Annotated in this window: 12 protein-coding genes; 10 read left to right on the forward strand and 2 right to left on the reverse strand. The window is 66.2% G+C overall.

The features are described 5' to 3' along the window. The first annotated feature begins 11 nt into the window (after window positions 1–11). From AB1Z25_RS08075 to AB1Z25_RS08120, 10 genes are all read left to right on the forward strand, one after another. Window positions 12–1,655 carry an OmpA family protein gene (locus AB1Z25_RS08075; RefSeq protein WP_227103707.1) on the forward strand — a complete coding sequence of 548 codons (1,644 nt, stop codon included), beginning with the start codon at window positions 12–14 and terminating at the stop codon, window positions 1,653–1,655. Window positions 1,656–1,780: 125 nt separating this feature from the next. Next, window positions 1,781–2,266, forward strand: coding sequence for an Hcp family type VI secretion system effector (locus AB1Z25_RS08080; RefSeq protein ID WP_107799463.1), 486 nt, complete (start codon window positions 1,781–1,783; stop codon window positions 2,264–2,266). Window positions 2,267–2,414: 148 nt separating this feature from the next. After that, entirely contained in the window at window positions 2,415–5,036 is a 2,622-nt protein-coding gene (gene tssH / locus AB1Z25_RS08085; RefSeq protein WP_486636984.1) for a type VI secretion system ATPase TssH, read from the forward strand. 192 nt (window positions 5,037–5,228) lie between these two features. Beyond that, window positions 5,229–6,086, forward strand: a complete 858-nt coding sequence (motA, locus tag AB1Z25_RS08090; RefSeq protein WP_107799462.1) for a flagellar motor stator protein MotA — start codon at window positions 5,229–5,231, stop codon at window positions 6,084–6,086. Between the two features lie 15 nt (window positions 6,087–6,101). Further along, entirely contained in the window at window positions 6,102–7,031 is a 930-nt protein-coding gene (gene motB, locus AB1Z25_RS08095; RefSeq protein ID WP_107799461.1) for a flagellar motor protein MotB, read from the forward strand. Window positions 7,032–7,050: 19 nt separating this feature from the next. Continuing rightward, on the forward strand, window positions 7,051–7,794 hold the full coding sequence (locus tag AB1Z25_RS08100; protein WP_227103703.1) for a class I SAM-dependent methyltransferase: 744 nt from the start codon (window positions 7,051–7,053) through the stop codon (window positions 7,792–7,794). After that, window positions 7,781–9,106: an HDOD domain-containing protein gene (locus AB1Z25_RS08105; protein ID WP_227103701.1), complete on the forward strand. Its 1,326-nt coding sequence runs from the start codon at window positions 7,781–7,783 to the stop codon at window positions 9,104–9,106. Before AB1Z25_RS08100 ends, AB1Z25_RS08105 begins: the two co-directional genes overlap by 14 nt. A 5-nt stretch (window positions 9,107–9,111) precedes the next feature. Continuing rightward, complete coding sequence (locus AB1Z25_RS08110; protein ID WP_486636986.1) at window positions 9,112–9,915, forward strand: TrmH family RNA methyltransferase; 804 nt, start codon at window positions 9,112–9,114, stop codon at window positions 9,913–9,915. A gap of 30 nt (window positions 9,916–9,945) precedes the next feature. Continuing rightward, the gene (locus tag AB1Z25_RS08115; RefSeq protein WP_486636987.1) at window positions 9,946–10,506 is read left to right on the forward strand and encodes a hypothetical protein; all 561 of its coding nucleotides are present in this window, start codon (window positions 9,946–9,948) and stop codon (window positions 10,504–10,506) included. 110 nt (window positions 10,507–10,616) lie between these two features. Then, the gene (locus AB1Z25_RS08120; RefSeq protein ID WP_158274284.1) at window positions 10,617–11,429 is read left to right on the forward strand and encodes a rhomboid family intramembrane serine protease; all 813 of its coding nucleotides are present in this window, start codon (window positions 10,617–10,619) and stop codon (window positions 11,427–11,429) included. Window positions 11,430–11,449: 20 nt separating this feature from the next. Here AB1Z25_RS08120 and AB1Z25_RS08125 read toward each other — a convergent pair whose 3' ends face one another. Both AB1Z25_RS08125 and AB1Z25_RS08130 read right to left on the reverse strand, forming a co-directional pair. Beyond that, on the reverse strand, window positions 11,450–12,568 hold the full coding sequence (locus AB1Z25_RS08125; protein WP_486636988.1) for a PrpF domain-containing protein: 1,119 nt from the start codon (window positions 12,566–12,568) through the stop codon (window positions 11,450–11,452). Between the two features lies 1 nt (window position 12,569). After that, a complete protein-coding gene (locus tag AB1Z25_RS08130; protein ID WP_253315414.1) occupies window positions 12,570–13,793 on the reverse strand; it encodes a multifunctional CCA addition/repair protein in 1,224 nt (407 codons plus the stop codon). Window positions 13,794–13,802 lie beyond the last annotated feature (9 nt).

Here is a 13,802-nt window from a genome sequence, read left to right on the forward strand (position 1 = left end):
GGGGGCGGGCGATGCGTATTCACGCGCATTTTTTCTGTTTATGGGCGCTGTCGCTGGCGGCGGCCTTGTGGTGGTTGGCGCAAATGGCGCCGTGGAGCGGGGCGGCGCGCCTGGGCGCGGGGCTGGCGGCTACGGCGTTCTGCTTGGGCTGGGCGGGCTTGAGGCTGCGGCGCTGGCGCCGCGACGGCGCGACGTGGGAGCTGTTGCTGCCGGGTTTGCTGGATTTGCCGCAGGGCTGGCGCAGCGGGCGCGCTGCGGTGGTGGAACTGGAAAGCCGGCGCGGCGCCTATGTGGCGGTGGAGGACGGCGTGCTGAGGGTGATGGTGCCGACTCCGGCTTTGCTGGAGCGCGCGGTAGCGGAACTGGTGGCCTGGCGGCGGGGTTCGCCGCCGGACGCCTTGGCCTTGCGTTTGGACGCGGCGGCCGAATGCAGCGAGCCGGCCTGGTTGGGGCGCTTGCAGGCGTGGCGACAGGCGATTGCCGATGTGGAACGTCGTTTGGCTTGCCGCTTGCCGGTTTATTTATTGGTGGGATTCCCCGCGCCGGCGCGCAGCGCAGGCATGGACGGCGCTCTGGGCGTGGTGTTGCAAGGCGCTCCGTGCGCCAGCCTGCGGCAGTGGCGAGAGCGGTTAGAGGATTGGCGCGGCCGGATGGAACTGCAGCCGCCGGCCTTGGGCGACGAGGGCGCGCGAGCGCTTTTCGATTTGCGTTTGCGCGCCGGCGCGGTGGGAGGCTGGCTGGGCGCTCAGGTCTTGCCCGCCATATTGCAGGGGGCGACGCCGGCCCCGGCGCCCGGCTTGCAGGGCATCGCCTTGCTGCCGGCTCAAGGGCGGGACGCGGCGCTGTCGCCGTGGGGCCGTTGCCGGCAGGCCTTGAGCGGTTTGGCCGTGCGTTCGCTCAGCCTGGACACGGGCGAGCCGGAAGGCGTGCCTGGAAGCTGGCTGTTCGGTTTGGCGCCGGGCGCGCGCCTGCCTGCCGTCTGGCGGCTGGTTTTGAGTCTTTGGCTCTTGGCTTGCCTGACGGCCGTGGCGGCGTTCGCCGCTTCGGCCTGGTCCAACCGAGCGTTGCTGGAGCGCTTGTCGGCCAATGTCGCGCATTATCGCGCGCTGCCGATAGAGCGGGACGAGGCGCGTCGCCAGGCGCTGCTGACGCTGGAAGGCGACGCGCGCGAGTTGCGGAGCCATGTCGATCTCGGCGTGCCTTTGCGCTTGGGATTCGGCTTTTACCGGGCTCAGCCGTGGCGGGAGCGCATTGCCCGGCTGATAGCCGATTACCGCCCGCCGGCGGCGGCTCCGGCCTCGGTGTCGCTGGACAGCCTGTCCTTGTTCGATAGCGGCAAGGCGGTGTTGCGCGCCGGAGCGGAGGCGGCGTTGCAGCCCGCATTGGCGGCGCTGGCGCTTTATCCGGAGCGAAATGTGCTGGTGGCCGGCCATACCGACAGCGTGGGCCAGGCGGAAGCGAATCAGCGCTTGTCGTTGCAGCGCGCCGCGGCGGTGCGCGACTGGCTGGCGCAGGAGACCGGCTTGCCGCTGACCCGTTTTGCCATCCAGGGCTACGGCGCTACGCGGCCGCTGGCGGGCAATGAGGATGAGGAGGGCCGGGCGCGCAACCGGCGAGTAGAGATTACCTTGCTGCCGGCGCTGCCCGTCAGGTGACGGGCGGCAGGCGGCGAGGAGGCCGCAGGGTGCGGCGCGCTTGCTCCGCGGCGTCGAGCTAGGACGAGACGGCGAGCGAGCTTGTTTAAACTTAAGTTATTAAGTTAAGCCAAGGAGGGTTTGATATGGCGATACCAGCGTATATGTGGTTGAAAGACGACGGTGGCGCGGACATCAAGGGTTCTGTGACGGTGCAAGGCCGGGAGAACAGCGTGGAGGTGGTGGAGTTCGACCACGCGGTGCGCATTCCCACCGATGGCAATACCGGCAAGTTGACCGGCACCCGCGTGCATGAGGCGCTGACCCTGGTCAAGGAGTTCGATGCTTCATCGCCTTATCTGTACAAGGCGGTGACCAGCGGCCAGACGCTGAAGGAGGTCGAGTTCAAGTGGTATCAGATCGACGACGCCGGCAGCGAGCAGGAGTACTTCAACATCAAGCTGGACAACGTCAAGGTCGTGTCGGTGGCGCCCAAGATGTACAACATCAAGGACCCGGACCGCGAGCGCTACAACCACTTGGAGGAGGTGGAAATGCGCTACGAGAAAATAACTTGGGCTTACAAGGACGGCAACATCATCCACTCCGACAGCTGGATTGAAAACCGTTAGCGCCGCCGCGCACGGCAAGCGCGGGGCTTAGGCGAGCGGCCGGCTTGGCGGTTCGTCGCAGCGCCTCGCGCTTGCCGGCGGGGGTCCAAGGGAATTAGCGATGCCGGCCTTTCTGGCCGGCATGCGCTTTGTTTGGGAAAAGACGGAGATGACTCTCGATTCTGTTCATTTGCTGCGGAGACTGAACGAGCACTGCGCCCGGGCGCTGGAGGCGGCGGCCGGGTTGTGCCAGGCGCGCACGCATGCCGAAATCACGGTTGAGCACTGGCTGGTGAAGTTATTGGAGCAGGGAGACGGCGATCTGGCCGCTTTGCTGCGGCATTACGAGATCGACGTGGATGAGATCTGGCAAGGCTTGCTGGCCGCGCTGGAGCGTCTGCCTCGGGACCGGCGCGGCAAGCCGGGCTTGTCGCGAGGGCTACAGGAGTTGCTGCAGGCCGCCTGGTTGATCGCTTCGCTGGATTTCGGCGGCCAGCAGATGCGTTCCGCTCATCTATACCTCGCCTTGCTGGCGGCACCGGAGCGTTTGTCTTGCCGGCAGGCCTGGCCATTATTCAGTTTGTCCGCCGCGCAGGTGCGCGCGCGCTGGGCCTGGCTGGAGCAGGTGTCGGCGGAATCCGAGGCGTTGGGATCTGTGGAGGCCGCAGCGTCTGCGCCGCCGGAGGCCGGCCGCGACGGGGCCGCGGCGGCGGATGAGCTGCCTGAGGTGTTGAGCCGTTTTGCCGCCGATCTGACCGCCAAGGCGCGCGAGGGTTTGATTGATCCCGTGTTGGGGCGCGACAAGGAAGTGCGCCAGATGGTGGATATCTTGCTGCGTCGGCGCAAGAACAATCCGATCCTGGTGGGCGAGCCGGGGGTGGGCAAGACGGCTTTGGCCGAGGGCCTGGCCTTGCGCATTGCGGCGGGCGAGGTGCCGGAGGCATTGCGCCGGGTGCGTCTGCTCGCGCTTGATCTGGGCTTGTTGCAGGCCGGCGCGGGAGTCAAGGGCGAGTTCGAGCAGAGGTTGAAGCAGGTGATAGAGGCGGTGCGCACGGCGGCGGAACCGATTTTGCTGTTCATCGACGAAGCGCATGTGCTGGTGGGCGCCGGCAATTCCGCCGGCGGCAGCGATGCGGCCAATCTGCTGAAGCCGGCGCTGGCGCGCGGCGAGCTGCGGACGATAGCCGCCACTACCTGGTCCGAGTACAAGCAGTATTTCGAGCAGGACGCGGCGCTGGAGCGTCGTTTCCAGATGGTGAAGGTGGACGAGCCGGACGATGCCGCAGCCTGTTTGATGCTGCGGGGCTTGAAGCCGCGCTATGCCGAGCATCACGGGGTGGCGATCCGCGACGAGGCGATCACGGCGGCGGTGAGCTTGTCGCGGCGCTACCTGGCCGGCCGGCAGTTGCCGGACAAGGCCGTGGATTTGATCGACACGGCGGCGGCGCGGGCGCGGATGAGCCTGGAAGGGGCCGCGGCGGAGCTTCAGGGCGCGCAGGCGCGGGTCTTGGCGCTGGAAAGCGAGAGCGAGGCTTTGCGGGAGGATGCGCGGCTGGGCGCGGGCAACGCGCAGCTTGAGTCCCGCCTGAGGGAGATCGAGTTGGAACTGGCGGCGGCGCGGCTTGAGAACGAGGCTTTGCAAGGGCGTTACCAGCAGGAACGGCAGGGTGCCGAGGCGCTGCGCAGGCTATGCCGGGAGTGGGGCGGGCGGCCGGACGGCGCGGCGCGGCTGGCCCAGGCGCGGGCCGATCTGGCGGCTTTGCAAGGGGAGCGCCGCCTGGCGGCCGCCGACGTGGACGCCGCCTTGGTGGCTGAGGTGATTGCCGATTGGACCGGGGTGCCGGTGGGCAAGCTGCTGGCGGATGACGCGGCCAATCTATTGGGTTTGGCGCCGGCCTTGCGGGAACGGGTGCGCGGTCAGGAGGCCGCGGTGGCCGAGATCGCCCAGTCCCTGCTGGCGGCCAAGTCCGGATTGGCGCCGGGGCGAGGCCCCTTGGGCGTGTTCTTGCTGACCGGGCCGTCCGGCGTCGGCAAGACCGAAACCGGCCTGGCCTTGGCCGATCTATTGTTTGGCGGCGAGCAGGCCTTGCTGACCATCAATCTATCCGAGTATCAGGAGGCGCATACCGTCTCGCAATTGAAAGGCTCGCCGCCGGGTTATGTCGGCTATGGCCAGGGCGGGGTGCTGACCGAGGCGGTGAGGAGGCGGCCGTACAGCGTGATCTTGCTGGACGAGGTGGAAAAAGCGCACCGCGATGTGCTGAACCTGTTCTACCAGGCGTTTGACCGGGGTTTCATGCGGGATGGGGAGGGCCGCGAGATCGATTTTCGCAATACCCTGTTTCTGATGACGTCGAATCTTGGCAGCGAGCTGTTGCTGGAACAGGAGGGGGAGCGGGAGCGCGGGGCCTGGCTGGACGCGTTGCACCCCGTGTTGCTGGCCCATTTCCAGGCGCCGCTGCTGGCGAGGATGCAGGTGGTGCCGTTTGGGCTGCTGTCCGAGTCCGCCTTGGCGGAGATCGCTCAATTGAAGCTGGCGACGCTGGCCGCGCATCTGAAGGAGTCGCAAGGCATTGAGCTTGAGGTCGGAGAGGACTGCGCGCGGGCGATGGCCGGCGCTTGCGGTAGGCGAGACAACGGCGCGAGGGGCCTGGATCATCTGATCCGGCAGCAGTTGTTGCCGGGAATGGCGGCGCAGTGTTTGCAGTGGCGTTTGGAGCGGGGGGGCATGCCGGCGCGGATTGCGCTGGCGGCGGGGCAGGACGATCAGCTTGAAATGACGTTGTTGTAATCGTCCCGGAGCCTCGCCGATACTTGGCTTCGTCATTTTTCAGCGCTAGTGAATATCACCTTCCATGTTTTTTGCAGCTGGGAAAGCGGATTGATACAATTCAATCCGCTTTTTCTATTATGAATAGAATAAAAGTCGTGCTGTAATGGAAATCGCAGCGATCCGAAAAATCACAAAGACAGGACTTGACGCATGTTCGTCGGAATCGGGTACCTCATAATTCTTGGCTCCGTGCTGGGGGGATTCGTCGCTGCGGGGGGGCATCTCGCCGCGTTGATGCAGCCGCTGGAGGTGGTGATGATCGCGGGCGCCGCGCTCGGCGCTTTCGTGGTGGCCAACGGCGGCGCGCCGCTGAAGGCCACGATGAAGGCTTTCCCCACCGTGTTCAAGGGCACGCCTTACAGCAAGGCCTTCTACATGGAGTTGTTCTCGCTGCTGTTCGAGATTCTGACCAAGGTGCGCAAGGAAGGCCTGATGTCCATCGAGGCCGATGTCGAGAATCCGGAAGCCAGTCCTGTCTTTTCCAAATACACCACCGTTCTGCACGACCACCACGTGGTGGAATTCATCTGCGATTACCTGCGCCTGATGGTGGGCGGCAACCTCAACGCTTTCGAGATCGAGAACCTGATGGACGTGGAGATCGAAACCCACCATCACGAGGGCGAAGTGCCGGTCAACGCGGTCAAGGGCCTGGCCGACGGCTTGCCGGCCTTTGGTATCGTGGCGGCGGTGATGGGGGTGGTGCACACTATGGAGTCCGTGGGCGCGCCGCCGTCCGAGCTGGGCATGCTGATCGCCCACGCGCTGGTGGGCACCTTCCTCGGTATTTTGCTGGCCTACGGCTTTGTCGGCCCGCTGGCCACCATTCTGGAGCACAAGCTGGGCGACGGCACCCGAGTCTACCAAACCATCAAGGTCACCATTCTGGCCAGCCTCAACGGCTACGCGCCGCAAGTGGCGGTGGAGTTTGGCCGCAAAGTGCTGGCTTCGCATGATCGTCCGTCCTTCAAGGAACTGGAAGACCATGTGAAACAGGCGAAGAAATAAGCGGGGGGCGCGATCATGGCTGACGAATCGCAACGGCCCATTATCGTCAAACGCATCAAGAAGGGCGGCCACGGCCACCATGGCGGGGCCTGGAAGATCGCCTACGCCGACTTCGTGACCGCGATGATGGCCTTCTTCCTGCTGATGTGGTTGCTGGGTTCCGCGTCGCAGGGCACCTTGAACGGCATCGCCGAATACTTCAAGACGCCGCTGAAGGTGGCGCTGTCCGGCGGCGCCGGCGCCGGCGACGCCACCTCGGTGATCAAGGGCGGCGGCAATGATTTGACCAAGCAGACCGGCCAGGTCAACAAGTCCGGCTCGCCGCAAGACGAGATCATGCGCAAGCAGCAGGAAAAAGCGTCGATGGAGCAGCTGCAGAACAAGATCCAGAGCACGGTGGATCACAGCGAGCTGCTCAAGGAGTACAAGAACCAGCTCAAGCTGGAAATCACCCCGGACGGGCTGAAGATCCAGATCGTGGACGAGCAGAACCGTTCGATGTTCGACTCCGGCAGTTCGCGCATGCTGCCGCATACCCGCGTCTTGCTGCAGCAGCTGGCGAAAGAGCTGAACATGATGCCGAACAAGATCAGCATCTCCGGCCATACCGACGCCAAGCCATTCGGCAGCGGCCAGGGCGGCTACAGCAACTGGGAGCTGTCGGCGGACCGCGCCAACGCGGCGCGGCGCGAGCTGGTGGCGGGCGGCCTGCAGGACAACAAGGTCTTGCGCGTGGTGGGCCTGTCCTCGGCCAACCCGCTGGTGAAGACCAATGTGTTCAGCCCGGAAAACCGGCGCATCGCCATTGTGGTGCTGAACAAGGAAGCCGAGAGCAATATCCTCAACGACGGCTACAAGCCGCAGATGAACCAGGATGTGATTGGCGGGCCCGCGGAGGGCGGGGCGGAGCCGGCAGAGGCGCCGGCGGAAGCGCCGGCCAAATAATGCCGATGCGAGCCTTGCCTTGTTGAGCCGCTTGCGCCATCTGGGCCTGCAAGTGCTGGCGGCCTTGGCGGCGATGTATTTCGTCGCCCCCGCCGCCCAGCCCTTGGCTTGGGCGATCCTGCAGGGCCTGTGCGCGGCGGCCTTGGCCATTTTCATGCGCCTGCCGGGCTGGCAGCGTTTGCTGCACGGGCTGTTCGTGCCGGCGCTGGCCTTGATGCATCAGGCGGCTTTGCCGCCTTGGGTGTATTTGCTGGGGCTGGCGCTGACTTTCGCGCTGGGCCGCAACGCCGTGCTGGAACGCGTGCCCTTGTATCGCTCTTCCGCTCAGGCGGCGGAGCGCCTGGCCGAGCGCCTGCCGGGGCGGGCCGCCTTGCTGGAGGCCGGCTGCGGAGACGGCAGGCTGGCGGTCTGGCTGTGCCGGCTGCGGCCGGATGTCAGGGTTAGGGCGCTGGAAAGCGCCTGGGGCAGCTGGCTGTTGGCCCGCGCGCGCTGGTGGCTGGCGCGGCGGCCGCGGCGGCTGGAGTTCGCCTGCCGCAGTTTTTGGAGGGAATCTTGGGGAGAGTACGATGCGGTGTACGTGTTTCTGTCCCCGGAGCCGATGGCTAAGGTCTGGCGCAAGTTTGTGGCGGAAGGCCGGCCCGGCAGCCTGCTGGTCAGCAACACCTTCGCCGTGCCCGATGTCGAACCCGATGAACGCATCCCGCTGGGAGGCGCTTTGCAAACCGAATTACTGATCTGGCGCCACCCACATGGAGCTTGCTAACTGGATCAAGTCCATCGCCGAACGGCGTTGGCCGATTCTGCCCAATACGCTGGGCGAGCTGAAGGACATCTGCGCTCGCCACAGCGATCTGATCAATTTCACCGACCTCGCCAATCTCTGTCTGTCCGACCCCTTTCTGCTGTTGGACCTGGTCCGGGTGGTGGGCGGTTCGCGCGCCTTGCAGCGCAATGAAAGCATTCCCTCGGTGGAGCAGACGCTGCTGCTGATGGGGCTGGAGGCGGTGACCAACCGCTTTGGCCGCGTCGCCGCGCTGGAGGCGGTGCCGGACAAGCTGGACGCCGAGGTGCTGGAGGCGGTGGAGGACTGGCTGGGCCGCTCCCGGGTGGCCGCCTTGCTGATCAAGGAGTGGCTGTCTCTGCAGGGCGATCACAAGGTGGAAGACTGTTTCGTGGCCGCCTTGCTGTACAATCTACCCGCCTGCCTGTTCATGATGCAGCGCAATCAATTGCCGGACCGCCCGCTGCTGCAGGAAATGTCCAACGCCTTCGATTGCGATTACGCCCAGGTGCTGGAGCAATTCATCAAGCTGATGCCCTTGCCCACCGGCCTGAACGCCCTGCTGGGGCCGGGCAGTCCGACCAAGCGCCGCCAATTGCTGCGCCTGGCGATGGCCACCGCCAACTCTCTGGAGCAAGGCATTTGGCGCAGCACCTGGCAGGTGGGCGTGGAGGCCGCGGCCAAGCTGATAGGCTGCGCGCCGCATCTGGCGCATCAGGCGGTGGTGCACGCGGCCTTGTCGGTGGCGCGCCACCCCCGGGCCGTGGGCTATATGTACCCGGTGCGCAGTCTGTTGATGCTGGAAGGGGAGTACAAGCGGCCCAGCTTGCAGAAAACCGCGGCCTTGAGCGACGCGGAGCAGATGGAAAAAGCGATACGCGAATCCATCCGCCACCTGGCCAACGATCTCAAGTTCGAGCGGGTGTTGTACTACCGTTACGATCAGGACGCGCATGCGCTGAAGCTGCGTTATCAGCTGGGCCTGGGCGACAGCCATCCGCTGCGCAAGCTGGCCCTGGGGTTGGAGCCGGGCTCTTTCTTCGCGGTGTTGACCAGCAAGCCGCAAAGCTTCCACGCGCCGGCCCTGGTGCGCCAGCAGTTGGAGCGGCGCTACGAGGACCTGTTTTTCGAGCATGTCGGGGACAATGAATTCGCCCTGATCACCCTGTTTGTCGGACATGCGCTGTCCGGCGTGTTCTATGTCGACAACGGCCATAGCGGCCAGGCGATCGACGAGGACAGTTACCACCGTTTCAAGGATTTAGTGGCGCGCCTGACCCTGCTGCCGCAATAGGACACATGTCGTACATCAGCAAAACCATCACTTCCGCCCATAACGACGAAATCAAGCAATTGGCGCGCCTGGCGCAAAGCCCGCGCGAACGCCGCAAGCAACAGTTGATGTTGCTGGAGGGCATTCATCTGACCGAGTCCTGCCTGGACGCCGGCATCGTTCCCGAGCGGGTGTATCTCAACGAGGCGGCGCAAGCGCATCCTGAGGTGCAGGCCTTGTTGCGGCGCCTGAGCGCGCCGACGGTCGTGGTCACGGTGCCGGAAGCGGTGTTGGCCAAGGCCACCGCGCTGGCCAGCGCCGGGGAATTGCTGGCCTTGTGCCCGCGGCCGCAAGCGCGGCCCTGCCCGGAAGCCGCGTCGCGGGTGATGCTGGAGGATATCCAGGACCCGGGCAATCTGGGCACCATTCTGCGGTGCGCGGCGGCGGCTGGCGTCAGCGAACTGATGTTGTCCAAGGGCTGCGTCGACGTCTATTCGCCCAAGGTGCTGCGCGCCGGCATGGGCGCGCACTTCGTGCTCAATATCCACGAGCAGGCCGATCTCTGCGCCGAACTGGCGCGCTACGACGGCCGCAAGCTGGTCACCCATCTGGAAGGCTCGACTTCTTTGTACGCGCAGGACCTGCGCGGACCGGTGGCTTTCGTGTTCGGCAACGAGGGCGCCGGCGTCAGCGCGGAGGCGCTGGCTCTGGCCGATGCGCGGGTGCGGATTCCGATGCCGGGCCACGCCGAATCGCTGAATGTGGCGATGGCGGCGACAGTGTGTTTGTTCGAGCGGGTGAGGCAGCTGGAGACGGATGCCTCATCCTGAGCATTGAGAACGCTGGACTAGGGGGGATATATGACTAGGTTCGCGCTGGCGGAGCGCATTCTGCCCAATTATCAGTTTGTCGAGACGCATTCCCGCATTCTGGCCGCCGATGCGGCCTCGACGCTGGACGCGGTGCAACGCGTCGCGCCGGCGGACGACCCTTGGGCGCGGCGCTTCATGGCGCTGCGCGAACTGCCCGGCCGCCTGAGCGGCGCCTTGCCCGGCAATCGTCCGCCGTTCGGCATGCACAGCTTCACGCCGCTGGCGCGCGACGGCGATAGCGAATTGACGCTGGGCCTGGCGGGTGCCTTCTGGCGCGCGGACTTCGGCCTGCGCGAGATCGGCGGCCTTGAGGATTTCATGGCTTTGAATGAGCCGGGCGTGGCCCGGCTGTTGCTGAGCTTTCACTGCGAAACCGTTGCCGAAGGCGTGTGCCTGTCGACTCAGACCCGCGTGCATTGCCCCGATGCGGGCACCCGTTGGCGTTTTGCGCCGTACTGGTATCTGATTCGTCCGGTCAGCGGCCTGATCCGCCGGCGCATGCTGCGGCAGGTGGAGCGGGAGTTGTTGCGCGACCCGGCAAGGGCTTGAAGCCTTGCGCATGAAAATTGAGTAGCGTTTGATTTTTATTTTGCCTGGTTTGCTTTATCATGCGCCGGAGATATTTAAACGGCAAATTGAAACAAAGGAAACCAGCACAGATGAATGAGACCGCGCTTGATTCTTCCTCATCCCGCTTCGGCGGGCTTTCTTCTTTTCTGCGGCAGCAGTGGGCCACCATCGGCTTGGTGCTCGCCAATCTGATCGTTTACGTCTGGATGGGCGCCTCGGGCGTTTCCTGGACTGAGCCCGATCCCGAGCAACTGGTGAGCTGGGGCGCCAATCTGGCGCCGTTCACCCTGGGCGGCGAAAGCTGGCGGCTGTTGAGCAGCATGTTCGTGCACGGCGGCGCCATGCACCTGCTGCTCAATATGTATATGTTGCTGCTGATCGGTCCCTTGGCGCAGAAGCGCTTCGGCGGCATCGGCTTTCTGGCGATTTACCTCGCCACCGGCCTGACGGCGGGCCTGGTCAGCGCCTGGTGGTACGGCACGCATCCGGTGACCAATCTGCTGATGCAGAGCAGCATCCGCCTGGTGGCCAGCGTCGGCGCGTCCGGCGCCTTGATGGGCCTGGCCGGCGCGCTGTGCGTGGCCGGCCTCAGCGACGCCGACATGGGCGGCTCGCAGGGCAAGGCCTTGGCGCAAGTGGTGCTGCTGAACCTGGGCATGGGTTTCATGGTGTCCGGCGTGGACCAGGCCTGCCATATCGGCGGCCTCCTGGCCGGCTTGCCCTTGGGCGTGCTGGGCTGGCTGCGCCTGCGTCCGCTGCCGCGGCTGTTGATGTTCGCGGCCTTGGCCGGCGCGGCGGCGCTAGGCGCGCATCAGGCGAGCCAGGCGCTGGGGTCCGAAGATCTGAGCGAGTTGGCGGCGCAGCTGCGTCAAGCGCCTGCCGCGGAGCCCGCGCAGCCTTGACGCGGCGGTCCGCTGGCCGGCTAGTCCAGCGGGATGTAGACTTCGCCGCGCATCAGCGGCCTGGCGGTGCGGGTCATCACCACCTCGCTGATGGTCCAGCCGTATTCGTCCGAGTGGCCCAGCACCGCTTCCACCGTTTGTCTGCCGCTGGCGTGGCTGAAGGTCAACGGCATGCCGCGCACCGGCGCGCCGGCCACTTGCTGCGGCAGCGTGCCTTCGGTGGCGCAGGCGCAGGCCAGCGCGATGGCGCCGGTGCCGGTGTAGGCGTGGTGGAGCGAGCGGCCGGAGGTCAGGATGCGGGCGTTGATCTGGCAATCCTCGTCCCGGCTTTCCGATAGCAGGCTGATCCGAGGCGAACCGGGCCGTTCCCGCCGGGCGGCGAAAATGTCGGGCGCCAGGCCCATGACCACGGCGGCGATTTCCCGCGCCCATTCCAGCCGGTGGCGCGCGGCCTCCGACAAGGCCGCCATTTCTTCGTCGCCCTTGAGGCCGAAGTCCCGGGCGCGGACGAACACCGTGGGATTGCCGGCGTCCACCAGGGTGGCTTCCACCCGGCTGCCGTCCGGCAGCGTCAATTCGTCCACCAGCTTGCCGGTGGGGTAGAGTTCGCCGGAGCTGCCGCCGGCCGGGTCCAGGAAACGCAGCCGGATCGGCGCGCCGGGAAAGGCGACGCCGTCGATGCGGTAGTCGCCTTGCCAGACCGGCTGGCCGTGCATGATTTCCAGTTCGGCGACGATGCGCTTGCCGACATTGGCTTGCCAGATGCCGATGGAGGCCACGCCGTCGCGCGGCTCCACCAGTTTTTCCATCACCGCGAACAGCGGCACCGCGGCGCTGAGGTTGCCGCAGTTGCCGGACCAGTCTATCAGCGCGTGTTCTATCGATACGTGGCCGAACAGGCAATCGACGTCGCAATCGTCGCGCCGCGACGGGCTGAGTATCATCACCTTGCTGGTGCTGGCCCGGCCGGTGCCCAGGCCGTCGATCTGCTTGCCGTGCGGGTCCGGGCTGCCGATGGCGCGCAAGAGCATGCGTTCCCAGGAGGAGGTGTCCTCGGGCAGCGCGTCGGCGCGGATGAACAGACCCTTGCTGGTGCCGCCGCGCATCAGCGTGGACGGCAGACGGTAGATCGCGGCCATGTCAGTGCGTCTCCAGTTGCTCCTTGCGGACGGCGATGGCGCGGGTCCGGGCGCGATCTATCGCTTCCGGCAGCGTGCGCTTGTCTTCCCACTGGCGGGCGATGCCGCCGGCGTCCACCGCCAGCGCCGCGTCCAGCAGCGCGGACAGGTAGTCCGCCTGCGGATAGGGCCGGTCGTGGAAGCCCAGGCGTCCGCGCGCGTCCGCGCGGCAGGCGTCCAGCATCAGCAAGAAGCGTTCCGGCCGCCGCAAGGCGTCGGTTTGCTTGAACAATCTCAATATTGTGCTTGGCTTCAATTCGAAAGCACAGTGTACTTTGGTATGGCTCAACAGTGTGACGCGCGCCAGGTCGCGGCAGTCGGCCGGCACCCGCAAACGCTGACACAGCGTCAGCAGCGGGGCTTCGCCGGCGGCCTCGTGGCCGATGTGGCGCGGCAGCACGTCCGCCGGCGTCAGCGCCTTGCCCAGGTCATGGGTCAGCGCGGCGAAGCGCGCCGCCAGCGGCAGGCCTTGCTCGGCGGCGCAGTCCAGCGCCCGCATCACGTGGTCGCCGGTGTCGATTTCCGGGTGGTGGTCGGCCCGCTGCGGCACGCCGAACAGCGCGTCCAGCTCCGGCAGCACGCGGGCGAGGGCGCCGCAGGCGCGCAGGACCAGGAACATGCGCGACGGCCGCTCCTCCATCAGGCCCTTGGCCAGCTCCTGCCACACCCGCTCCGCCACCAGGGCGTCGGCTTCGCCGTCCGCCACCATTTGCCGCATCAGCGCCATGGTGTCCTCGGCCACGGCGAAGCCGAAACGGGCGGCGAAGCGCGCCAGCCGCAGGATGCGCACCGGGTCTTCGGCGAAGGCGGGGCTGACGTGGCGCAGGACGCCGGCCTCGAGATCGCGCCGGCCGTGGTAGGGGTCGATCAGGCTGCCGTCCGCCGCCTCGGCGATGGCGTTGATGGTCAGGTCGCGTCGGGCCAGATCCTGTTCCAGCGTCACGTCCGGCGCGGCGTAGACGGCGAAGCCGTGGTAGCCCTTGCCGGTTTTGCGCTCGGTGCGCGCCAGCGCGTATTCCTCGTGGGTGTCCGGGTGCAGGAACACCGGAAAGTCCTTGCCCACCGGCTTATAGCCCAGCGCCAGCAGGTCTTGCGGGCTGGCGCCCACCACCACCCAGTCGCGGTCTTTCACCGGCAGTTTCAGCAGGCGGTCGCGCACGGCGCCGCCGACGATATAGCATTGCATTGATCCGTT

The sequence above is a fragment of the Chromobacterium sp. HL1 genome, from assembly GCF_057418835.1.